This is a genomic window from Pollutimonas subterranea (assembly GCF_002849655.1).
Taxonomy (GTDB): domain Bacteria; phylum Pseudomonadota; class Gammaproteobacteria; order Burkholderiales; family Burkholderiaceae_B; genus Pollutimonas; species Pollutimonas subterranea.
Genome location: NZ_PDNW01000002.1, coordinates 1 through 24,004, shown reverse-complemented (window position 1 = coordinate 24,004; position 24,004 = coordinate 1). Strand labels below are relative to the sequence as shown.

General features: G+C 58.0%; 18 protein-coding genes. 10 read left to right on the top strand and 8 right to left on the bottom strand.

Features of this window, described 5'->3' with window-relative positions; all coding sequences use genetic code 11:
• Complete coding sequence (locus CR159_RS02655; RefSeq protein ID WP_102072469.1) at nucleotides 1–273, bottom strand: oxidative damage protection protein; 273 nt, start codon at nucleotides 271–273, stop codon at nucleotides 1–3.
• Nucleotides 274–348: 75 nt separating this feature from the next.
• Nucleotides 349–1,707 carry an amino-acid N-acetyltransferase gene (argA, locus tag CR159_RS02650; RefSeq protein WP_102072468.1) on the bottom strand — a complete coding sequence of 453 codons (1,359 nt, stop codon included), beginning with the start codon at nucleotides 1,705–1,707 and terminating at the stop codon, nucleotides 349–351.
• An 80-nt stretch (nucleotides 1,708–1,787) separates the two neighbouring features.
• Here argA and hrpA point away from each other — a divergent pair, with 80 nt between their 5' ends.
• The 8 genes from hrpA to CR159_RS02610 are packed head-to-tail and all read left to right on the top strand — an operon-like array spanning nucleotide 1,788 to nucleotide 14,981.
• Nucleotides 1,788–5,660 (top strand): ATP-dependent RNA helicase HrpA, encoded by a 3,873-nt coding sequence (hrpA, locus tag CR159_RS02645; RefSeq protein ID WP_102072761.1) that lies wholly within the window; start codon nucleotides 1,788–1,790, stop codon nucleotides 5,658–5,660.
• Between the two features lie 36 nt (nucleotides 5,661–5,696).
• Nucleotides 5,697–9,188: a DNA polymerase III subunit alpha gene (gene dnaE / locus CR159_RS02640; RefSeq protein WP_102072467.1), complete on the top strand. Its 3,492-nt coding sequence runs from the start codon at nucleotides 5,697–5,699 to the stop codon at nucleotides 9,186–9,188.
• On the top strand, nucleotides 9,185–10,285 hold the full coding sequence (locus CR159_RS02635) for a glycosyltransferase family 4 protein (RefSeq protein ID WP_102072466.1): 1,101 nt from the start codon (nucleotides 9,185–9,187) through the stop codon (nucleotides 10,283–10,285). Before dnaE ends, CR159_RS02635 begins: the two co-directional genes overlap by 4 nt.
• Complete coding sequence (locus CR159_RS02630) at nucleotides 10,282–11,124, top strand: polysaccharide deacetylase family protein (protein ID WP_102072465.1); 843 nt, start codon at nucleotides 10,282–10,284, stop codon at nucleotides 11,122–11,124. The genes CR159_RS02635 and CR159_RS02630 overlap by 4 nt, the downstream gene beginning before the upstream one ends.
• A complete protein-coding gene (locus tag CR159_RS02625; protein WP_102072464.1) occupies nucleotides 11,121–11,870 on the top strand; it encodes a glycosyltransferase family 2 protein in 750 nt (249 codons plus the stop codon). Before CR159_RS02630 ends, CR159_RS02625 begins: the two co-directional genes overlap by 4 nt.
• Nucleotides 11,871–11,923: 53 nt before the next feature.
• Nucleotides 11,924–13,060: a glycosyltransferase family 4 protein gene (locus CR159_RS02620; protein WP_102072463.1), complete on the top strand. Its 1,137-nt coding sequence runs from the start codon at nucleotides 11,924–11,926 to the stop codon at nucleotides 13,058–13,060.
• 23 nt (nucleotides 13,061–13,083) lie between these two features.
• Nucleotides 13,084–13,791: a polysaccharide deacetylase family protein gene (locus CR159_RS02615; RefSeq protein WP_102072760.1), complete on the top strand. Its 708-nt coding sequence runs from the start codon at nucleotides 13,084–13,086 to the stop codon at nucleotides 13,789–13,791.
• A 44-nt stretch (nucleotides 13,792–13,835) separates the two neighbouring features.
• On the top strand, nucleotides 13,836–14,981 hold the full coding sequence (locus tag CR159_RS02610) for a glycosyltransferase family 4 protein (protein ID WP_102072462.1): 1,146 nt from the start codon (nucleotides 13,836–13,838) through the stop codon (nucleotides 14,979–14,981).
• Nucleotides 14,982–15,113: 132 nt separating this feature from the next.
• Here the strand turns inward: CR159_RS02610 and CR159_RS02605 are convergent, their stop codons facing one another.
• The 4 genes from CR159_RS02605 to CR159_RS02590 form a co-directional block, all read right to left on the bottom strand.
• Nucleotides 15,114–16,499, bottom strand: a complete 1,386-nt coding sequence (locus CR159_RS02605; protein WP_102072461.1) for an FAD-binding oxidoreductase — start codon at nucleotides 16,497–16,499, stop codon at nucleotides 15,114–15,116.
• A gap of 271 nt (nucleotides 16,500–16,770) precedes the next feature.
• On the bottom strand, nucleotides 16,771–17,031 hold the full coding sequence (locus tag CR159_RS21380) for a YkgJ family cysteine cluster protein (RefSeq protein WP_143705437.1): 261 nt from the start codon (nucleotides 17,029–17,031) through the stop codon (nucleotides 16,771–16,773).
• Nucleotides 17,032–17,033: 2 nt separating this feature from the next.
• Complete coding sequence (locus CR159_RS02595) at nucleotides 17,034–17,798, bottom strand: YdcF family protein (protein WP_102072460.1); 765 nt, start codon at nucleotides 17,796–17,798, stop codon at nucleotides 17,034–17,036.
• A gap of 21 nt (nucleotides 17,799–17,819) precedes the next feature.
• On the bottom strand, nucleotides 17,820–18,776 hold the full coding sequence (locus tag CR159_RS02590) for a glycosyltransferase family 9 protein (RefSeq protein WP_102072459.1): 957 nt from the start codon (nucleotides 18,774–18,776) through the stop codon (nucleotides 17,820–17,822).
• 119 nt (nucleotides 18,777–18,895) lie between these two features.
• Between CR159_RS02590 and msbA the strand changes: the two genes are divergently transcribed.
• Entirely contained in the window at nucleotides 18,896–20,677 is a 1,782-nt protein-coding gene (msbA, locus tag CR159_RS02585; RefSeq protein WP_102072458.1) for a lipid A export permease/ATP-binding protein MsbA, read from the top strand.
• A gap of 3 nt (nucleotides 20,678–20,680) precedes the next feature.
• Entirely contained in the window at nucleotides 20,681–21,121 is a 441-nt protein-coding gene (locus CR159_RS02580) for a hypothetical protein (RefSeq protein WP_102072457.1), read from the top strand.
• Here CR159_RS02580 and rng read toward each other — a convergent pair.
• Together rng and CR159_RS02570 are read right to left on the bottom strand one after the other, a co-directional pair.
• Nucleotides 21,114–22,577 (bottom strand): ribonuclease G, encoded by a 1,464-nt coding sequence (rng, locus tag CR159_RS02575; RefSeq protein WP_102072456.1) that lies wholly within the window; start codon nucleotides 22,575–22,577, stop codon nucleotides 21,114–21,116. The genes CR159_RS02580 and rng overlap by 8 nt on opposite strands.
• A 53-nt stretch (nucleotides 22,578–22,630) precedes the next feature.
• Nucleotides 22,631–23,407 carry a glycosyltransferase family 25 protein gene (locus tag CR159_RS02570; RefSeq protein ID WP_102072455.1) on the bottom strand — a complete coding sequence of 259 codons (777 nt, stop codon included), beginning with the start codon at nucleotides 23,405–23,407 and terminating at the stop codon, nucleotides 22,631–22,633.
• Nucleotides 23,408–24,004 lie beyond the last annotated feature (597 nt).

The window sequence follows — 24,004 nt, the reverse complement described above, 5'->3', positions numbered from 1 at the left end:
TTAATTTTCGGGAGGCACGTAGCCCTGGGCCTCGACATTGGCGTCTTCAAATAGAAAGCTTTCCATCTGTTGAGCCAAATACTTGCGCGCCCGCGCATCGGCCAGATTCAGCCGGTTCTCGTTGACCAGGCGGGTTTGAGTATCCATCCACTGCGCCCAGGCATCTTTGGAAACGCTTTGCCAGATGCGCACTCCAAGATCGCCGGGATACGGCGGGTACTCAAGGCCCTCGGCCTCGCGCTTGAGTTTTACACACTGAACCATACGTGCCATGACAGTCTTACCTTTAGAACGAGTTATCCAACCTGGGTATTGTACCCAGGGTTCCATGGACCGGGCCGGTTGCGATTACAGTTTCTTGATGAAGACCAAACTGTTGCGTGAACGGTTGTAGTGCGCCTGGCGCTCTTTGGGAAGATCGGAAATTCCGCCTTGCACGAAGCCGCGTTTCATAAACCAGTGTGAGGTGCGCGTGGTCAGTACAAACAGCCGTTTGGCGCCTACGGCGCGGGCCTTTGATTCGGCATGGCGCAACAGCACTTCGCCTTCGCCGGAACCTTGCCATTCCGGCTGGACGATCAGGCAGGCCATTTCGGCCATGTTGTCTTCCGGGTACGGCATCAATGCCACGCAACCATAAATGACGCTGTCATGTTCCAGTACGGTGAACTTTTCGACGTCACGCTCTATAACGGCGCGGCCCCGGGGCACCAGGGTGCCGTCCGCTTCAAGCGGTTCGATAAGCTGCACAATGGCACCCACGTCGTCGACGGTGGCGGGGCGCAGGTCGTCAAGCGTATCTTCCACGACCATAGTGCCAACTCCGTCATGGGTAAAAATTTCCAGTAATACGCTGCCATCCAGCGTGTAGGGCACCAGGTGCGCTCGGGCCACACCGCGCTTGACGGCGCGGGAGGCGTGAGTCAGGAATGACGAGGTGTCTTCATCGAGCGTACCGGAGGCCAGCAGCTTGTCGGCATCTTCGCGAGCCAGTTCTGTATCGACGGAACCATCTTCATTGAAGACCGTCTTATTCTGGGTAAGGAAAATGAGCTTTTCCGCGCGCAGGGCGATGGCGGCGCTGGTAGCAAGGTCTTCCATGGCCAGATTGAACGCTTCGCCGGTCGGCGAAAAACCAAGTGGCGAAAGCAGTACTATTGCGCCTTGGTGAATGATCATCTTTATGGCATCGACATCCAGCTTGCGCACGGCGCCGGTGTGGGTGTAATCGATTCCATCTATGACGCCTACCGGACGCGCCGTAACGAAATTGCCCGATATAACCCGTATCTGCGCATGCGACATCGGCGTATTGGGCAGACCCTGGCTGAACGACGCTTCGATATCAAGCCGGATTTCTCCGGCGGCTTCCTTGGCGCATTCCAGCGCTTCGTTGCTGGTCGGTTCGATGTCGCGGCCGAACTGCGTCGCGTACCCTTTGAGCTTGAGCTGTTCGTTTACCTGCGGACGCGAGCCGTGCACCAATACAAGCTTTACGCCCAGCGCCGATAGCAGCGATAGATCTTGTACCAGTGTGTTAAGGGCATTGTCGCTGACCAGCTCGCCGCCAAAGGCGACGATGAACGTCTTGCCCCGGAAATCGTGGACGTAGGGCGCGACCTCGCGAAACCAACGCACAAACTGGGCCGGGGCGAATTCAGGCGCATCCTGCGCGGAGAGAGTGGTATCGATGTCGCTAGGGGTCATGAGGTAATGTAATGTGTCTGCAAATTGTTTAGGTCCGGAGCAAAATTATAATGACGGACAGCCCACTAAAAAGAAGTTTCATGCAAGAGCCAGTCAATTTGTCGGAAAACGAACACAAAGACAAGAATACGAAGCCCTCCACGGGCAGGAACACCCAGCGACGTCCGTCGGCCAGGCCGGCGGTCAAGAGGGCATTGCCGCCGGTCAACTATCCCGAGGACCTGCCGGTAAGCGCACGCCGCGACGATATTGCCGCTGCCATCAAGGCGCACCAGGTGGTGATAGTCTGCGGCGAAACTGGCTCGGGCAAGACCACGCAGTTGCCCAAGATCTGCCTGGAGCTGGGCCGTGGCCAGGAAAAAATGATAGGCCACACCCAGCCGCGCAGGCTGGCGGCTACGTCAGTGGCCAAGCGAATCGCCGAAGAGCTCAAGACTGAACTTGGCGATTGGGTGGGATACCAGATCCGGTTCAATGACCGCACTGGCCCCAACGCCGCGATCAAGTTGATGACCGACGGTATTTTGCTGGCCGAGTCGCAACGCGATCCGCTGCTGCGCCGCTACGACACCATCATCATTGATGAAGCCCACGAGCGCAGCCTGAATATCGATTTCCTGTTGGGATTCCTTCGGCAACTGCTGCCCAAGCGTCGCGATCTCAAGGTAATCATCACCTCGGCAACCATCGATGCGGACCGCTTTTCCCGGCATTTCGCACAGAATGGCAAGCCGGCGCCGGTCATCGAGGTGTCGGGCCGCTTGTACCCGGTCGACATCGTCTATCGGCCTGTCATGCAGGACAAAGAGCAGGACAGTGCCGAGCCGGGCAGCCGGCGGGCCAATGCCGACGAGGAACGGGATCTTATCGATGCGATCGTGGAAGGCGTCGCCGAATGCGCGCGCCATGGCCCGGGCGATGTATTGGTGTTTCTGCCTGGCGAGCGCGAAATCAGGGAGACGGTCGAAGCCCTGCGTAAAAGCCATCCGCCCAGCACGGAAGTGCTTCCACTGTATGCCAGGCTCTCCCAGGGCGAACAAGAGCAAATCTTCCGCCCGCAAAGCAATGCGCGCCGTATCGTACTCGCCACCAACGTGGCTGAGACTTCTCTTACGGTGCCCGGCATCCGCTACGTAGTTGACAGCGGACTGGCACGGGTCAAGCGTTATTCCTGGCGCAACAAAGTCGAGCAACTGCGTATCGAGCCCATCAGTCAGGCATCGGCAAACCAGCGTGCAGGGCGCTGTGGCCGTATAGGGCCAGGCGTATGCATACGTTTGTACGACGAGGCGGACTTCAAGAACCGCGCCGCGTTTACCGACCCGGAAGTACTGCGCTCTTCACTGGCATCGGTCATTCTGCGCATGAAGGCGTTGAAGCTGGACGATATCGAGACCTTTCCTTTCGTGGATGCGCCGTCCGGCCGTGCCATCGCAGACGGGTACCATCTCCTGCAGGAACTGGGAGCACTGGACGAGGACAATCGCCTGACTGAAGTGGGCCAGGCCCTGGCGCGCCTGCCTGTCGACCCGCGCCTGGCCCGCATGATATTGGCGGCCAAGGACCACGAGTGCCTGGCGGAAATCCTGATCATCGCTTCGGCGCTGTCGGTACAGGATCCGCGCGACCGCCCCATGCACGAGCGCGAGGCCTCTGAAGCGGCCCACGCCAAATTTGGCGACGACAAGTCCGAGTTCATTTCATACATCAAGCTGTGGCGATGGTATGGCGAACAGGTGGAGCATAAGGCGTCGCAGCGCAAGCTGGTGGCTTTGCTGCGCCAAAATTTCCTATCGCCGCTGCGCCTGCGCGAATGGCGCGACGTGCATAGCCAATTGGCTTCCATCGTCGGCGAGCAGGGCTGGCGCATGAATACGCTCGACGCCACCTATGAGCAGACCCATTTGGCCCTGCTATCCGGACTGCTGGGGAATATCGGCCTGAAAAGCGAGGATAGCGGCACCTACCAGGGTGCCCGCGATATACGCTACATGATCCATCCGGGTTCGCGCCTGGTCAAGAAGGCCGGGCGCTGGATAGTCGCCGCCGAACTGGTGGAAACCACACGCTTGTACGCACGCTGCGTGGCGCGCATAGACCCGGTTTGGCTGGAAAAAGTCGGTGCGCACCTGATACGGCGCAGCTGGTCCGATCCGCGCTGGGAAAAAAAGGCCGGACAAATCGTCGCCAACGAGCGTGCCACGCTTTACGGCTTGCCGGTCTATACAGGACGCCGGATCCACTACGGGAAGGTCGATCCCGTCCAGGCGCGCGAACTCTTCATCCGCCAAGCGCTGGTGCCGGGCGACATCGATACTGCCCTGCCATTTATCCAGCACAATCGCCAGCTGATTGCCTCCATAGAAAAGCTGGAGCATCAGACACGGCGGCCCGATATTCTGGTCGACGATGCCCTGATCTACGCGTTCTACGATCAGCAGATACCCGCTGAGATCTGCCAGGCCGTAACGCTGGAGAAATGGTTCAAGCGCCTTGATAAACAGCAGGCGAAATCGCTGGTGCTTACCCGTGACGCCTTGATGCGGCATGACGCCGCCGGCATCACCACCGACGTCTTTCCCAAGAAGGTCGAATGGCAGGGCGTGCAGATGGCGCTCGACTACCATTTTGAGCCGGGCTCGCCGCGCGACGGCGTAACGCTGACCGTTCCGCTGTTCGCGCTGAACCAGATCGATCCACTGCGCTGCGAATGGCTGGTGCCCGGCATGCTCAAGGAAAAAGTGCATTTGCTGCTTAAATCGCTGCCGCAGAAAATCCGGCGGCACTGCGTACCCCTGCCCGACTACGCGGCGGGCTTCATGGACCGATGGTTCGATCATGCATCGGATCCCGAAGGCGGGCTGCTGGAAGCCATAGGCTCGGACATGTGGACGCAGCTTAAGGTACGGCCGCTACGCAGCGATTTCAAGGTCGAAACCTTGCCCGCTCATTTGTTCATGAATTTCAAGGTCGTCGATGAGCACGGGCGTATGCTTTCCGGCGGAAGAAATCTGGACCAGCTCAAGGCTGAGCACGGCAAGCAGGCACAGGCGTCGTTCCAGAAATTTGCGGCGCGCGACGAGCAGGTCGCTCACGCCCTGGCCCATGAGAAGCTCACCGACTGGAGCTTCGGCGCCTTGCCCGAAATTATGGAGATTCGCCGCAAGGGGCGATCTTTCGTGGGTTATCCGGCATTGGTGGACCGTCAGACGCACTGCGACCTCGATGTCTACGATGATCCGGGGGAAGCGCGTGTGCAGCATCACGCGGGACTGCTGCGGCTGTTCCGCCTGGCCCTGCGCGAGCAGGTGAAGTTCCTGGAAAAGAATTTAAGCGACCTGACCCGGATGAGCATGCTGTACATGAGCCTGGGCACGCAGGAAGAACTGCGCGATCAGATCATCGATTGCGCACTGGACCAGGCGTGCCTGGCTGAGCCGTGGCCCAGTGACAAGGAGGCGTTTGAATTGCGCCGCAGCGAGGGGAAAACCCGGCTGGGCCTGCTGGCGCAGGAAATCGCCCGGCTTACCGGCCAGATATTGACCGAATGGAATGCGCTGCAGAAAAAGCTGCCGCAGGCGAAGCCCCATGCGGCCGCCTACGCCGACCTGCAAAAGCAGCAAGGCCAATTGATGAGCAAGTGGTTCGTGAAGGACACGCCTTATCGTCAACTTACTCACTATCCGCGCTACCTCAAGGCCGCGCAGGTTCGCATCGACAAGCTGCGTGCCGATCCGGCACGGGACAGTCGCCTGATGGCCGAGATGGCGCCGCTGATCGTCCAGTATCAGCGCGCACTGTTGGCGCGCAAAGGTGCCCCGGATACGCAGATGGATGAATACCGCTGGTTGCTCGAAGAGCTACGGGTTGCAATGTTTGCGCAGGAATTGCGCACGCCCATGCCGGTTTCGGTGAAACGGCTGCAAAAAGCGTGGGCGGCCATGCAGCGCTAGGACGCGCGAGGGTCGATCACTGAGTACAATTCGAGCATGACCGAAGCGAATTCCTCTCCTCTATTTGTACACCTGCGCATCCACTCCGAGTTTTCGGTGGTGGATGGTATTGGCCGCATCCCCGACCTGGTTGCGAAGGCCGCCGAGTATGGGCAGCCTGCCATGGCGCTTACCGACCTATGCAATTTGTTCGGTTTCATCAAGTTCTACAAGGCAGCCCGCAAGTCGGGCGTCAAACCCATTGCGGGCGCCGATATCTGGCTGGAAAACGAAGCCGATCGCGACAAGCCGTTTCGCCTGCTGCTGCTCGCCAGCAGCCAGCAAGGCTACCTGGCGCTGTGCGAAATACTCAGTCGGGCATGGCTGGAGAACCAGTATCGCGGCCGAGCCGAGGTGCGTCGCGACTGGCTTCTGGGCAAGGACGGCCTTATCGTGCTATCCGGGGGACGACAGGGTGATGTAGGCCAGATGCTGGAAGCCGGCAAACCGGCCGAGGCTGCCGTGCTGGCGTCCGGCTGGGCCAAGGCGTTTCCACGCAGTTATTTCGTCGAGCTTCAGCGAGCAGGTGTCGACGGCGACGAAGCCTACGTGCAACAAGCCATGCGACTCGCGGGTGAGCTTGGCCTGCCGGTTGTAGCGACCCATCCTGTGCAGTTCGTGCAGCGCAGCGACTTTCGCGCCCACGAGGCCCGGGTCTGTATCGCCGAAGGCGAGCAGCTGGCCAATGCCAAGCGAGTGCGCCGGTTCACCGAAGACCAGTATCTGCTTAGCAGCCAGGAAATGGCGCTGCGATTTGCCGATGTGCCGTCTGCCTTGGCCAACACTGTCGAAATCGCCAAGCGATGCAACCTCACGTTGGTCCTGGGCAAGCCACACCTGCCCGACTTCCCCACGCCGGACGGCATCACGCTGGATGACTACATGAGTCATTTGGCGGAAGAAGGCTTGGCTGTACGGATGGCCCAGCTGTTTCCGGACGAGGCCGAACGCCAGGCGCGCTATCCGCAGTATCTCGAGCGTCTGCAATGGGAATGCAAGACCATTACCAGCATGGGCTTTTCGGGCTACTTCCTGATCGTCGCCGACTTTATCAACTGGGGCAAGAACAACGGGGTGCCCGTTGGGCCAGGTCGCGGCTCCGGAGCCGGCTCGCTGGTTGCATATTCGCTGGGTATTACTGATCTGGATCCCATCTGCTACGACTTGCTGTTCGAACGTTTCCTGAATCCCGAGCGGGTCTCCATGCCCGACTTCGACATCGACTTCTGCCAGGACAACCGCGAACGCGTCATCGACTACGTCAAGCTGAAGTACGGTAAAGAGGCGGTGAGCCAGATCGCGACGTTTGGTACTTTGGGCGCCAAGGCGGTGGTGCGCGATGTAGGGAGGGTGCTGGAAATGCCTTACATGCTGTGCGACGGCCTGTCCAAGATGATACCGTTCAGTCCGGCCGACCCCTGGACGCTGGGCCGCGCGCTCGCCGAAGAGCCCAGCTTCAAGGAACGTTACGAGCAGGATGAAGAAGTCAGGGCGCTTATCGATCTGGCGCGTCCCCTTGAGGGTCTGACCCGCAATATCGGCATGCACGCAGGTGGGGTGCTGATTGCGCCAGGCAAGTTGACGGATTTTTGCCCTCTATATTGCCAGCCGGGCGTCGACAGCAATACGGTTTCGCAGTTCGACAAAGACGATGTCGAGGCGGCCGGTTTGGTCAAATTCGACTTTCTCGGCTTGCGCAACCTGACCATTCTGGACTGGGCTGTCCGCTATGTGCGCCAGTTCAACGAGACCAAGCGCGATTTCGACGTCATGGCGCTCAAGCTCGATGACATGCGTGCCTACAAGCTGCTTAGCGAGGGCAACACCACGGCTGTATTCCAACTCGAGTCGCGCGGCATGAAAGAGCTGCTCAAGAACCTGAAGCCCAATACGTTCGAAGACGTCATTGCCATGCTGGCCCTGTACCGTCCCGGACCGCTTGAATCGGGCATGGTGGTCGACTTCGTCAACCGCAAACACGGGCGGGCCGAGGTCGACTACTTCCACAAAGACCTGGAGCCGGTACTCAAGAGCACGTATGGTGTGATCGTGTATCAAGAGCAGGTCATGCTCATCTCGCAGATCATAGGCGGGTACTCGCTGGGGGGCGCCGACCTACTTAGACGCGCCATGGGCAAGAAGAAGGCCGAGGAAATGGCCGAGCACCGGGCCATCTTCGAGAAAGGGGCGGTGGAAAAAGGCTATGCGGCGGATTTGGCCGTCAAGCTGTTCGACCTGATGGAAAAGTTTGCGGGCTACGGGTTCAACAAGAGCCACTCCGCCGCCTATGCGCTTATCGCCTACCAGACTGCATGGCTCAAGGCTTATCATCCTGCGGAATTTATCGCTGCCACCCTGTCTTCCGACATGGACGACACCGACAAGGTGCAGATTTTCTGGAAGGATGCACTGGCTAACGATGTACAAGTTTTGCCCCCGGACGTCAATGCGTCGGCCTACCGGTTCGAGCCGGTCATGGACGAGCACTCGGCCAAGGGCTTGCCGCCGCGCACCATGCGCTTTGGACTTGGTGCGGTCAAGGGCACTGGACAGGGCGCAGTGGAAGCCATTATCAAGGCGCGCCAGGAAGGCGGCCCCTTTGTCAGCCTGTTCGATTTCTGCCGCCGCATCGATCGGCATTCCGTAAACCGCCGCAGCATCGAAGCACTGATTCGCGCGGGCGCGTTCGATCAGATCGAAGAGAACCGCGCGGCCTTGCTGGCCACGGTGGGCAGCGCGATGGAGGCTGCCGAGCAGGCCGAGCGTAGCGCCAACCAGGTTTCCCTGTTTGCCGACGATGCCAATGACATTGTCGAAGGCGAGCTGGCCAAGGTGCCGCCTTGGGACCTCCAGACGCGCTTTACCGAAGAAAAGGCGGCGCTGGGATTCTTTTTTAGCGGTCACCTTTTCGATGCCTGGCGCGACGAGGTCCGGCGCTTTGCGCCGCAACCGCTGGCCCGTCTCGAGCCTTCGCGCAGCCTGCAATGGTTTGCTGGCGTGCTCTCGTCTGTGCGGCCTAAAATGACGCGCCGGGGCAAGATGCTCTACGCCTTGCTGGACGATGGCTCGGCCCAGGTCGAAGTGGCCATCTTCAACGAACTGTACGAGCAGCATCGGAATCGCCTCAAGGAAGATCGACTCATCATCATCCAGGGCAAGGTCAGCAACGATGATTATTCGGGTGGCTTGCGCGTCTCGGCCGAGTCGGTATTCGACCTGCAACTGGCGCGCGAAGCCAGGGCGCGCAGCCTGCGTGTCACGCTCAATGGCAATGCCGATGCGCAGCGTCTGCGCCAGCTCTTGAACCCTTTCCGGGCCGAGCCCGAAAACGGCGTTCCCGGCATACCCGTTGAGTTGCGCTTGAAACGCAATGACTTTCTGTGCACCGTCCGGCTCGGGGAAGAGTGGCGCGTGCGCATGGCCGATGCCATGTTGGAGCAGCTTAGTGCCTGGGTTGAACCCGAAGGCGTGGAGATCAACTACTTATGACACCCTTGCGCATCCTGCACTCCGAGGCGGCCACCAGTTTTGGTGGCCAGGAACAGTATATTTTGCGAATGATGATGGCCATGCGCGAACGCGGCCATCACCTGGAAGCCGTCTGCCAGCCCCATGCCAAGTTGGCGCAGCGCCTGCGCGATGAAGGATTCACCGTGCACACCACTTACATGGATGGGCCGGCCAACTTCATCAAGGGTGTCATAAAAATCCGGCAAATATTGAAGAAAGGTCGCTTCGACGTACTCAATACACACAGCCGACGCGACACGATACTGGCCGGCTGCGCCGCCCGGCTGGCAGGTACGCCACTTATCGTGCGCACCCGGCATCTGGCCAAGAAAGTCGGTTCTTTATTGTCGTATACGATTATTCCGCACCGCGTTACCGCGGCCAGTGAATTCGTGCGCAACCACCTCATTTCAAGGGGCGTGCGCCCAGAACATGTGGCCACGCTATATCCGGCCGTGGATCTGCACGCCGTGCCGGAACAGTCCACCTTGCGACAGGAACTGCATTTGGCGCAGAACGATATTGTGGTGGGCTGTGTCGCAGTGATGCGGGCGCAAAAAGGACACCGTGATCTCGTCGACGCCATGGAGCCGCTCATCAAGGAACGGCCTAACGTGCATTTGGTATTCGTGGGCGGCGGATCGCCTGTATTCGAGGAAGTGCAGGCATACGTGACCGAAAAAGGACTGGGAAAGCGGGTGCATTTGCTGGGCGCGCGCCAGGATGTTCCCAATTTGCTGGCGGGCTTCGATATATTTGCGCTGGCGACCCGCGAAGAAGCGTCCGGTACTGTTTTCATCGAGGCGGGCGCCGCTGCACTGCCGGTTGTCGGCACGAAAGTAGATGGTGTACCTGAAATGGTCCGGGACGGCATCAACGGCTTTTTGGTTCCTCTGGACGACCGTGCCGCATTTACGGCCGCCTTGAAGCAGCTTATTGATGATCCGGCGCTGCGCCGAACCATGGGGCAGGCCGGCCTGATGTTTTGCCGGGTCGAGCGCAGGTTCAGCGCCGAATCCATGGCAGAGCACGCCGAGAACAATTACGTCCGTTGGCTCAAGGAACGAAAAGCATGAAGTCTGCGCAGACTGTACCGGTACTGATGTATCACCACGTTTCCCCGGTGGACGGCATGATTTCCGTATCGACCACGAATTTCGAGAATCAGTTGCAGTGGCTGCAACGGCGGGGTTACCGTTCGCTGTCCAGCGATCAGTTTGCGGGCCATTTGAACGGCCAACCGGTTCCTGCAAAGTCCGTTCTTATTACCTTTGACGATGGTTATCTGGATAACTGGGTGTACGCGTATCCATTGCTCAAGAAGTACGGCTACACGGCGCTTGTGTTCCTGGTAACTTCCTGGATCAAGGACGGCCCTTTGCGGCATTGTCTGGGGCAGGGCGAATTGCCCGAAACACCTTCGCATCGCGAATGTGAACGCCGCATAGAAGCGGGCCAGAGCGATGACGTCATTCTGCGCTGGAGCGAAATAAAAGTCATGCGCGATGAAGGCGTGGTCGAGTTCCATAGCCATACGCACACACACACGCGCTGGGACCAAAAGGTGCCGCACGAGAAAAACCAGCATATGGCGCAAGAGTTGGAATTGTCCCGCGCGGCATTGCGGGACAACCTGGGTGACGTGTCCCAGCATTTCTGCTGGCCCCAAGGCTATTTCGATGCCGATTACACGAAGCTCGCCCAAGATGCGGGATTTCGTTATCTCTATACCACCAAAGCATTTGGACAAAATCGGGCCGGCACGGATCCTGCGCATATTTATCGCTTCGCGGTGCGCAATACGACAGGCAACTCGGTAGGGCGCCGTATCCAGGTTGCCGGCCATCCCGTGATCGGACCGCTATTCAATAAGTGGAAACTATGGAAACGCGGCCTCGGCAAGAAGCACGCATGACGCTGTCCGTCATCATCATCACCAAAAACGAGGCGGCACATATTGGCGAATGCATCGACTCGGTCAGTTTTGCCGATGAAATTATTGTCGTCGACTCCGGCAGCACGGACGGAACGCGTGAAATCGCGCAAGCTAAAGGCGCCAGGGTCAGCTTGACCGACGACTGGCCCGGTTTTGGCCGGCAGAAGAACAGGGCCCTGGATCTGGCAAGCTGTGCCTGGGTGCTTTCCATCGACGCGGACGAGCGCGTGACGCCGGAGCTGGCGCTTGAAATACAAAGAGAGCTCGCCGCTCCGCAGTCCGACGCCTACAAGATTGCAAGGCTTTCGAATTTCGGGGGGCGCTGGATACGTCACAGCGGATGGTGGCCTGATCACGTATTGCGTTTATTCAAGCGTGGAACCGCGCGTTTCAAAGATGTGGCGGTACACGAAAGCGTACAGACCACCTCATCGGTGACAACGCTGAAGAACCATTTTCTGCATTATCCGTATGCCGATCTTGAAACATTCATTGCCAAGATCAACCATTATTCGTCCGAGGCGGCGGGGATGATGCACGCCAAAGGCCGTCGAACCAGTGTGCTCGGCGCTACCGGCCATGCGGTATGGACATTCGTTCGCATCTATCTGATCAGGCGTGGATTTCTCGACGGCAAGGAAGGTTTCATTTTGGCAACAATGGGCGCCGCCGGCAGCTTTTTTCGTTACAATAAACTGCTTTTTTTAAATAAACAAAATAAATAGCTATACGGCGAAGTCCCTAGGGCGGCGCTGCTGTAGACAGCTGCGGGCCCACAATGAAAGTCCTGATTACCGACATACACCACGGAAATGGTGGTGGCCATGTCACGTATGTGCTCAATCTTCTCAAGGGATTCAAGGACGACTTCGACCTGACTGTCGCGGCACCGCCTACAGGCCGCCTGTATAAAAGTGCTTCCGGTGAATCCGGCGTACGGGTTCTACCCGGACTCTATACTTCAAGGCCCCTGGCGCTGGTGAAAGAAGTGGCGCGCCTGCGCAGTTTTTTGCGCCAGGAGCGATTCGATATCATTCACGTAAACGGTGGGGCGGATCATCGCCACATCATGCTGGCCAGCATAGGCTTGCGCCATCGCGCCGCCATTGTCTGGACCAAGCACAACACGAGCCCAGTGAGCAGTTTCGGGCACCGTTTGCGGGCACGCTTCGGTACGGATATCTGCATTGCGGTATCTGATTATGTCGGGCAAATGTTATCGGACTCGCGGTATCGCCACAGCCCTATTCATGTAGTGCGCAATGGCATTGATGCGAATGCATGGCAACCCGCCGACCCTCAGGCCAGGCAGCACTATCGACAGCAGCTCTTCGGAAAGCTGGATGATGATGTACTGGTATTCGGAAGCACCGGCGGAACAGACTACAACAAAGGTTGGCTGGTTCTTGCCGAAGCGATTTCCCGCCTGGACAGCGACTCGAAGAGCCGTTTCCGGATGGTGGTCGCCGGCGATCCCCCATCGCCGGAAATGCGCAGCAAGATCAAGTCGCTTCACGTGGAAGATCAAATCGTGTTCCCGGGCCTGGTCAAGGACGTACGTCCCGTGCTTGGCGCTTGCGATGTCGGCTTTGTATTATCGTATCGCGAGGCGGCCTCGTATGCGTGCTATGAATCCATGGCCATGGGCTTGCCCACGCTGGTATCAGATGCCGGTGGGCTGCCGGAAAACATTCGTCATGGCATGGACGGATGGATCGTACCCACGGGCAATGTCGATCTCCTCGTCCCGGTATTGCGTCAAGCGCTCGCCGATCCCGCGTGCCTGCCGGTAATGGGAAGATCCGCCCGCGAGAGGGTGACACATAGGTTCTCCAGCAGCCACTTTCTTGGCGATACGAAAAAAGCCTACATAAGTGCCTGTACGGTGGCAAGCAACCAGCTTGCGCCGATATAATCGTCTTCATGATTCCTATCCTCATGTACCACCAGATAGGGCAGCCCGCGCCCAAGGGGTCGCCCTATCGCAGTCTTGTCGTGCATCCGGCCGACTTCCGGCGGCAGATGACATGGTTGCGGCGCTTCGGCTATCGCGGCCTTTCCATGCGGGATCTCATGCCTTATGTCAACGGCCAACGCCACGGCAAAGTGGTGGGTATAACGTTCGACGACGGCTACCGCAACGTCTATCAGAATGCATTGCCTGTATTGGCCGAGCAAGGCTTCACCGCGACCAACTACTTCGTAGCCCGCCAGCTGGGTGGGGGCAATGTGTGGGACCGGGAAAAAGGCATCGTCCATTCCGACCTCATGTCGCCAGACGAAATGCGGGCGTGGGCAACCGCCGGCATGGAAGTGGGCTCGCATACCCTCGACCACCCTTATCTGCCCAAGCTTTCTCCGGAACTTGCCGACTATCAAATCAGGCAATCGCGGCACGAATTGCAGGAAGTCCTCGCTGCGGAGGTCACGGCCTTCTGTTACCCGTATGGCGGCGAGACGCCTGAATTGCGTGCCATGGTGCGGAATGCCGGCTATCTTAATGCCACTACGACTCAGGGTGGGTTGGCCAATCCTTCCGACGATATCTACGGTTTGCCCAGGGTAACGGTGGCGCGATCCACCAATATCTTGCGTTTCCTGCAAAAATGCATGACGCGGCTTGAAGAGAAACGACGCGACGGCTAGGCCCTCAGCCCAAGAGGCTTTTTATTCATTTTGATTGCAGGCCTATGCCGACGCAGAGACTCAAGATCGCTTTTGTTGTAGATCGATTCGGTAATCGCTTCGGGGGCGCCGAAGCCTATGGCGTGGCCTTGATGCGTGAGCTGGTACGGGACCACGATGTTACGGTATACGCGCGTGAGTACGACGACGCTTGCGATTTGCGCTTGCCTTTCGTACCGTTGCGCTCCTGGTCCCGCTGGCCGAGCTGGATCCGCGTGCTGATTTTTGCATGGCGGGCCCGAATGGCCACCCGCGGCAAATTCGATATCGTCCATTCACACATGAATGGATGGTGCGGCGACATTGAAGTGGTGCACGTCACACCGGTGCGTTATAACTGGCGCGTGCGTCCGCTACCTGCAATCAAACGGCTGCTCTCATACGTCAGCCTGCGGGTATATACCTATCTCAAGCTGGAGGAAAAGCGGGTCGAGCCCCGGGCTGCCCACCGTACCGTGGCAGTTTCCGGGCTTATCGCCGAGCAGCTTAGCCAGGCTTATGGTCGAAAATTTTCCTGCCCCGTCATTCCTCCCGGCGTCACTCGACCTCAAGCGTCGACTGTTGATCGTAGGGGCGAGGTTCGTAATGCCATGGGCTGGACAGCGGATGACTACGTATGCCTGCTGGTCGCCCGCAACCCTCTGCGCAAGGGCTTGCCGACCGTCTTGAAAGCGCTCGAGAAACTGCCCGGGCATTTCAAGCTGCTGGTCGTTGGCGGCAATGCAAGCACCCGCGAATACATTCACCGCTCGTCGGCGTTTCGCCTTCTGGCCGATCGTATACGGCTGGTGGAGGAAACCCATGATGTGGCACCGTATTATGCGGCCGCCGATCTCTATGTACATCCGACCCTGAACGATAGTTTCGGCATGGCGCCGCTGGAGGCCATGTCTTTTGGACTGCCCGTCATCCTTAGTCCGGAACCATGGTGCGGCTTTGCCCAGTATGTCCGCGACGGACATGAGGCAGCGTTGCTGACTCATCCCGAAGATGCCGACCAGTTGGCGCAGCTCGCCATGCAAATCAGCGGTGACGCGGCATGGCGTGAGCGCCTGGTCGAAGGTGGAAGCCAGGTCGTGGACCGCCATAGCTGGGCGAAGGTAACAGATCGGTATCTGGAACTTTACGCGGATGTGATGAAAGAGCGCTAGTCATTGCCGCCGGCGCGGTTTTCGTGCAGCGCGCCGGGCGTTGCGGATACCTGACGATCGCACGCCGCAGCTCGTCGGTATTGTCCGGAAGCCGCGGCGTACCTCTATTTGAGCGTAGGCGTGCTGGCCCCTTCACGCGGGCGCGATGTTCTGATTCATGCGAAACAGATTATCGGGATCGTATTTCCGTTTGATCTGGGCCAGGCGATCATAGTTCGGACCATAAGCGCTACGCACCCTATCGGTTTCCTCAGCGGTAAGAAAATTGACATAGACGCCACCGCTGGCGAAGGGCGCCGTGGCCGCGAAGAAGTCGCGAGCCCAGGCTATGCAGCGCTTGTCATCGGCGGGATCGTCCCACCGGCCGTGCACGTTCATGATGAATTGCGCGTCACGGTGGGCGTAGGCCGTATAGTCGGGAGACTGTTCTGTTGTAGCGCATCCGATTGCAGCGAAGAAAATTTCGCATTGCGGTGATGGAAGCGTTTTCGTGTATTCGATAGCGATATCGAACAAGCCGTCCTCAAGTTTCGCGAAATTATGGGATTTCCAATAATTGCGGGCTCCTGGCGTGAGCAGCGGGTCAAAGGTTTTTTGCCAATCAACATAAGGTTGGACGCCTATGTGCTCGCCCGCCAAGGTGCCAAGCGTGCGCAAAGGCTCAATGATTTTCTTACCGGACTCGGGGTCGCCCATATAAAGCATTGCAAGGACTATGACGGGCTGGCCATGGAATTCCGGTGGCAGGAAGGGCAGCGGCGGGGCTTGGCGCAGTACGGTCCATACGGTAAGATCGTCCGGCGCCGCGGCCATGAAGTCGCGGTATTTTTGAAGTACTGATTTTGCCTCGGCAATCGGATAGACCATCAAGCCGCTCAACAGGTCCGGTCCTATTGGATGAAGCCTGAAGGTAAATCGAGCGACGACGCCGAAATTACCGCCGCCGCCTCTTAGCGCCCAGAACAGGTCAGGATATTCGGTCTCGCTGGCGCGTATCAGTCGGCCATCTGCCGTGACGACCTCTGCCGATTCCAGATTATCTACCGTCATGCCGAACTTCCGGCTGAGCCATCCAAATCCGCCGCCCAGTGTCAAGCCTGCTACGCCTGTGGTGGAGTTGATGCCCAGCGGAGTTGCAAGCCCATGGGCTTGTGTGGCGGCATCCATGTCGGCAAGCGTCGCGCCGCCTTCCACGGTAACCCGGCGGTCAGCGGGAACCACATTTACTGCCTTCATAGCGGAAAGGTCAATGACAATGCCATCGTCGCAAATGGCATTGCCCGCGATGTTATGGCCACCACCTCGTATTGCAAGTGAGACTTCGTGGTCTCGTGCATAGTTTATTGCACGGGTAATGTCTTGTGTGTCGGAGCACCGCGCGATCAGCGCAGGGTGTTTGTCGACGGTTGCGTTCCAGACTTTTCGTGCATCTTCATATGAGGGGTCGCCCGGCAGGAAGATCCCTCCGCCAAATCCGTTCTTCAGTTTTTCGGTGGCAATGGCTTGGGTATTCGTCATGGTTATCTCCATAGTCCGTTATCGCCAATTGAATCGGACATAGTGATGAACGCAGAACCCGCCGGATGTTCTGGAATATGCGGATTATTCTAAACATGGCCTTTCGGTCAACGTGCTGTTAGACCCGGCACTCCACCTGCAGGCCGCATTGTTTTGGGGGCGGCCATTTCCATGAATTACTATACTCTTGCGCCATGCTGCACCGGCCTGCGCTGGGGTTTTTTTTGTATCCTCCAGTAGCCAGGGATGCTGATCTGCCGGCGCGGACCTCTCAGTTGCCTGGCGCCGTAAGCGCTTCCAGGTGCCCGAGCCAATGCAAGGCATGTTCGCGGTTTACCCCGCACATACTGCGCTGCGGCTGTAGGGAAGCGCACACGCTGGGGCGATCAGGATGGCCAAATATCAAACATTGTTCATTCTCGTCCAGCTGGACGCAGCGCACTCCAGCCGCCTTGCCATCGGGCATGCCGGGAATCGCACTTGATATGGATGGTGCGATGCAACAGGCACCGCAATGTGCGCGGCATTCCATATTCAAATCCAGCCGCGCACCCAATACACCAGCAGCCCGACATATTCCTTGACGATGGAACGGCTGGCCTGTAATGCCCGCATACTGGGCTGCCAGAACGAGAATCCGCGATCGCTGGGTACGACGATTTGCGGTGCTGACGGCGCTGCTATGGCGTCGACGCCCTGCTTTTTGAAGACGGCCATGGCGCGCGGCATATGAAGCGCCGACGTGACCAGCAATACGCGGTCGATATTGCGCTGCTTGAGTTCCTTGCTGGTGTTTACCGCGTTCTCGTACGTGGTGTAGCTGCCGCTTTCCAGGATGATCGCCTGTTGGGGAACATCCAGTTGCCTGAGTGCATTGGCCATGATTTGCGCTTCGCTGATGTTGCCTTCCAGCGCCGCGCCTGACACGATGATAAACGGCGCGCGATGCGCCTTGTAAAGCATGGCAGCGGTATCGACGCGGGCGGTGGCCGTGTCGCTGTCGTAGGGTTCGAACCAGTTCGATCTATTGTTTGCCGTGCTTCCCCCGAGTACCACGATGGCTTGTGCGTTGGGCAGCTTCATCGGCATCGTGTGGGCATAAAGCTGCTCAAGCCGGCCGCCTGCCCACAGCGACGATGCAGGCAACGACCAGAACAAAGCCCAGCCCAGGCCGAGTGCGGCAAAGAAGAAGGCTGTTTTGCGCTGCCGCAGCATGAACAACACGACGCCCAGCACCAAAAGCGTGATACTCAAGTTTAAGGGGATCACGAGGTTAGTCAGGAAACTCGATAGTGTCATGCGCTGCCGTTAAGTTTTCTTCTATTGCAAAAGGGCGAGAATCCGTTGTTCCGTTTCCTCGATGGTGGGCCATGCGTGCGACGATCCCAGACAACTGGCGTTCTCGGACCAGGGGCCGGTACGCTCGCGCTGTGTGACGCCGAACAAGGAAAGTTGCCGGGCGCTGGTTGCCGCCGCGAGATGGGAAACTCCCGAATCATTGCACACGACCAGTGAGGCAAGTCGGGTGAGTGTAGCAAACGCGCCCAGGCGCAGCGGAGGAAGCGTGATCGCGGTGGGTGCATTGGTCCTGGCCGCTTCGGCTTCGCTGGGCGGGGGACACATGGCCACTTGGTAACCCCGTCGCTGCAGTCTTCGGGTCAGCGTGTCAAAATGCGGCCATACTTTGGCTTTGCCCCGATGCAATCCCGTCGCGGTCGGTGCAATCAAAATGAACTGCCCAGCGGCAAGACCCGCGGTGTTCAGTGCCTGCAGTGCTTCGGCGCGGTGTTTGTCCGTCAGTTGAAGATCCAGGGCAGACGGAGGGTTGGCCGGCGGAGGCGTTTGATTCCATCGCTTCAGGGCCTGATTCGTAATGTAATACCAGGACTCTACGGCATGCATGCGCGAAGACGGCTTATTGACGGGCCAGCGCAATATCAAGCTGCGGCCGTCGTCACGATATCCGGCGCTTGGCACGCCTGCAAACTTGAACACCATGGCGCTGGACAAGGAGTCCGGCAATAGCAGCCCGCGCGGATGAGCGTGCTGAGCTTTCTTGCGGAACGCATGCACGGTGGCCCTGTCTTCGCGCCACCGGCCTTTCATTTCTATGAATCCGCCCAGCTTATAGGCGGAAAGGAGGTCCCGGGCCCACGGCCTGGCGCATACCACGATGGGCAGGCGGGTATTCAGCAGGGCATGCAGACTGGGCAGGCTCATGCAGACATCGCCAATCCAGTTGGGTAGACGCACATAGATAGCTGAAAGAGTAGGCATGTATTGCAGGCGGTAGCGGGGAAGTATGATGGCTGATATTCTTGTTCAACGGTGCATGCAGGGTCATGCCCTGGCAAGAACGCTAAAATGACGCATCCAATAGTATATAAGCGAGTTAATTGTTGAAGTCTCCCTCTCAAGCCACTTCGTCTCATTCTGATCCCGTTAAATTCGAACTGTGGCGTCGGATCTACACTCGCGTCGGGGTTTATTGGAAGGCAGTCTTGGTTGCGGTATTGCTGGTCAGCGTGGCCGCCGCAACGCAGCCGACGCTCGCCATCATCATGAAGCCACTGCTGGACGAAGGCTTTTCCGGCAATAAACCGTCGTACATCTGGTCAATTCCACTGGCTGTCGTGGGGCTGATGTTCCTGCGCGGCGTTTGCAGTTATGGCAGTACCTATCTGCTTGCCTGGGTGGCCAACAATATGCTGCTTGGATTGCGCAAAGAGATGTTCCAGCGCTTGCTGGGGCTCTCCGACGAACATTTCAAGCGTGGCGACTCCGGCCGCCTGCTGAATCGGTTCACCATAGACGCCGGTACGGTCACCGGGCTGGCCACCGAAGTGATCACGGTGGTGGTCCGCGAAACATTGGTGGTCGTGGCCCTGCTCGCCGTCCTGCTATACATGTCCTGGCAGCTTACCTTGATCGTGCTGATCATGCTGCCGATTTCCACACTGATTGCCCGGGTGTTCATCAAGCGGTTGCGGCGCATCAATCGGGAAACGATCGGCATGAACGCCGAACTGACCCGCGTGGTGCGCGAAGGCATAGATGGCCAGCGCGTCATCAAGCTGTTCGATGGCTATGATCGCGAGGCCAGCCGCTTCGAGTACGTCAATGGCCGCTTGCGTCGCTTTGCCATGAGAGCAGCGGGCGCCGATGCCGCCATGTCGCCGTTGACGCAGTTCTCGGTAGGCTTGTCCGTCGCGGCCGTCATTGCGGTCGCCTTGTACCAGGCCAATACCGAAGGACTTACCGTGGGCAGTTTTGCGGCCTTCATGGCCGCCCTGGGCCAGATTTTCGATCCCATGAAGCGGCTGACCAATATCGCAAGCGCCATGCAACGCATGCTCATTTCCGCGGAAAGTGTCTTTACGCTGATCGACGAGAAGCCCGAGGACGACAAAGGAACGCAAGCGCTGGTCCTCCCCGTAAAGGGACGCGTGGAATTCAGCAATGTCTATCACCGCTTCCCCAATTCGCAGACCGATACGCTTTCCAACGTGTCGTTCCTTGCCGAGCCGGGCCAAACCGTAGCGTTGGTGGGCCGCTCGGGCAGCGGCAAGACCACACTCGTGAATATGTTGCCGCGCTTCGTCAATCCGCTAAGCGGAGAAGTCCGGATCGATGGGCAGAACGTCAAAGATGTCGCCTTGCGCGATTTGCGTGCCCAACTTTCGCTGGTCAGCCAGGATGTCGTCCTTTTCGAAGGCACCATCGCCGAAAATGTGGGTTATGGTGCGCTGCACGAAGCCAGCCGTGAAGAAATCCGTAATGCCCTTGATGCGGCAAATCTGCTTTCTTTTGTCGAAGGCCTGCCGCAAGGCCTCGATACGCCTGTCGGCGAGAATGCGGGACAGCTATCAGGTGGGCAACGGCAGCGCCTGGCGATTGCCAGGGCCTTGATCAAGAATGCGCCCATCCTGATCCTGGATGAAGCCACCTCGGCGTTGGATAACGAATCGGAAAGGCAAGTACAGGCCTCGCTTGAACTGCTGATGGCCGGGCGAACGACGCTGGTTATCGCGCACAGGCTCTCCACGGTCCAGAAAGCCGACCGTATCGTCGTACTGGATGCCGGCCAGGTAGTGGAGCAGGGCCGCCATGAGGAATTGCTGGAACTGAATGGCTTGTATGCGTCGCTTTACCGCATGCAATTCCGGGACGAGGATTGAACAATGAACGGGAAGAACAACATGAAGAAACTGACGATTATGGTTGCCGCACTGGTGCTGGCCGGCTGCGCTGCGGGTGCGGCAGGCCTGAGGCTGGTCGACTTGCGCGATCCAAAATATTCCCGGGGTGAGCGTACCATTCCGCTGACCTTCCCCAAGATTCAGATGGCCTTGTTCAAGCATAAAGACGCATGTGGCAGCGCACCCCATTTTTCCGTAGACCCGCGCCAAACGAATTACGCCACGATTATCGATAGGCCCGAGGGTGCTGAAAATTTCGAACACGCTGTGCTGGTAGATCTGGTCCAGTATCAGTCGACCATGATGGAAGACTCGCGGACCAGAGGGCAGATCTATACTTACTATAGCGATACCGCCACAAAGAACCGCGTTGATCAGGTGTTCAACGCTATCCTGCACCCAGAAGTGTGTCCGGCTAAATAAGCACGATATCGTATTGTTCCTGGGAATACAGGCTTTCGACTTCCAGCGATATGGGTTTGCCGATGAAATCGCCCAACATGGCAAGGTGAGAGCTTTCCTCTTCCAGGAACAAGTCCACAATGGCCTGGGATGCCAGTATTCGGAATTCCTTGGGGTTGAATTGGCGCGACTCGCGCAATATCTCGCGCAGGATTTCGTAGCACAGGGTACGAGGCGTACGCACATTGCCGCGTGATTGGCAGGTCGGGCAGGGCTCGCACAGTTGGTGAGCCAATGAATCGCGCGTGCGCTTGCGCGTCATCTCGACCAGGCCAAGCTGGCTGAAACCGCTGACGGTCATGCGGGTGCGATCCTTGGACAACGCCTTGTTCAGCTCGGCCAGCACTGAACTTCGATGCCCGGCATCGTCCATATCAATGAAGTCTAAAATGATGATGCCGCCCAGGTTGCGCAGGCGCAATTGACGCGCAAGAGCCACAGCCGCTTCCAGATTGGTCTTGAATATGGTGTCGTCGAAGTTGCGGCCACCCACAAAGCCGCCGGTATTGACGTCAACCGTGGTCAATGCCTCTGTCTGGTCGATAATCAGATAGCCGCCCGATTTCAGGTCGACGCGCCGAGACAGTGCGCGCGCTATTTCTTCGTCTACATTGGCAGTGTCGAACAGCGGCCGTTCGCCGCTGTAGTGGCGGATGCGGCTCAGTACGGAAGGGGTGTAGGTGGTGGCCCAGTCCAGCAGTTCTTGCGCAGTGCTGCGCGAGTCCACCGTGATCATGCCTGTCGACGGCCCCACCATGTCGCGCAGTACCCGCTGAGCCAGCGTCAGGTCGGTGTACAGCACAGATGGCGTCGGTTGAGACTTGGTCTTCGTTTGTATGCTGTTCCAGATAGTACGAAGGTAGGATTGGTCGGCTCGCAATTCGTCGTCGGTGGCGCCCTCAGCCTGGGTGCGGACGATGAATCCGCCATTCTCGCCTTCCGGCATGAACGAAAGTACGCGCTCGCGCAGCGATGCGCGATCTTCTTCCGATTCGATTTTCTGCGATATGCCGACATGAGGGTCGTACGGCAGGTATACAAGCATGCGCCCCGCTATGCTGATTTGGGTGGAAAGCCTCGCGCCCTTGGTGCCCAGCGGATCCTTGATGACCTGGACCATGAGCGACTGGCCCTCGAACAGCAATTTTTCAATGGGAGTGGCAATGGCGCCGCTCGTGCGTTCAAGCCGATTCTGCCTGAGGTCGGCGACGTGGATGAAAGCGGCTCTTTCCAGTCCGATGTCGACGAAGGCGCTCTGCATGCCCGGCAGTACTCGTACCACTTTGCCCAGGTAGATGTTGCCCACATGTCCGCGCTGGATACTGCGCTCCATATGTAGTTCCTGGACGGATCCTTGTTCGACCAGTGCGACACGTGTTTCGAAAGGCGTTACGTTAATGAGGATGTCTTCAGTCATGTGCTGATTGTCTTTATTCTGTGAGCAGGTTTCCACTATAGGCTGTCTGAGCATCAGGTGGAAATTTTCGGAAGGCGCCTGACTAGCAGCGGTTTCACGATAAGTTCGTGGCCTATGCGTTGTAAACGGCTTTTCAATGTCTTGGGCGACTTGCGGCGCACCTTGCGTTCTGCCGAAATATTCGAGTTTTGCGCTTCACTTGATTCCCACACCGCATTGGGCGTCAGCGCCCATAGCTCGACCAGTCCCAGTTGCTGGAAGCGGCCCCAATAATCGGCGACCGCCCATACAGGGTACAAGCCATCGGCCAGCTGTTTTGCCGCCGCCAGAGTGATGAAGTAGCCGCTGGTCAACCATACCGCGCCATAGGGACGGACAGCCGCGTAAGCAGTCGATCCAAGTGATTTTTCCGGGCGCCGATAGGCGCGATTCACATGTGAGAGCTGGATCATCACCGCCACACTGGCGTCAAACAAGCTTTCAAGCGCATCGGCCGACCCTGATTGGAGCAGTCGGGCAAAGCCGCTGTCCAGGCAAACATCGTCTTCCAGAATGACAGCGTAGGGAAGGTTGCGTTTCACCATCTCCCTATATATATAGATATGGCTTAACGAAGTGCCTATCTCGGCCTTTGCCAGCGCGCCGTATTCTTTCTCGGCTTTTATGCGGTCCACATGACTTTCAAGGACATCCTCGGACATGAGCCGGCCATCTACGGCCGAGAAGAACTCAGCACGCACGCCTGCACGTTGTAGCGTCGCCTCCATTGACCGGCGCCGCCGAGTATCGGAGTCAAGGTTAACGACGAAACAAGGCGTTTGCGAATTCATGGTCGTGCAATAGTATTGAGTATGGGTGTCGCCGATTATAGTGGGCGTCACCTTGAGGTCGAGGCGCTATCTATCCTGTATAGGTAGAGATCCTACATAGAGGTGGGTGGGGATTCTATATAGGTAGAGATCTTATATAGGTAGAGAGCTTTGATATAGCCGCAGATCCGCTCACGTCCTCTGGGAAGAGGCCTTATTTGGGCAGGGATCTATATATGTAGGTATAGGGGAAACTTTTTTAGATCGTATTGCTTAGCCTGGAGGCCAATAGTCGAAGCTGTATGGGAAGCGCCGGGCTGTTTTATGTCACGCATCCAGAGATTTTACCGGGGAGAACAGCTCATTTTCCGTCCCCTTCGCGTGATTTGGGCCCGTGACCCCAAATTATTTCGTTCCGGTTAAAAATATCTTACCGTTTTGTTTCAACAGCTTACGCCAATTTCGATCGTCATCCCCCGTTTTTCCTGCTAATTTCCCCGTTTTTCGTTTGCGCGGCACAAAATACCTGTGCTATAGTTTCGTTCTTCGCTGCTCCAACACCTAGGGTTTACCCGCGGTGCAGACGGCGAAGCGCAGTGAAACCAAAGGCCTGTTGGC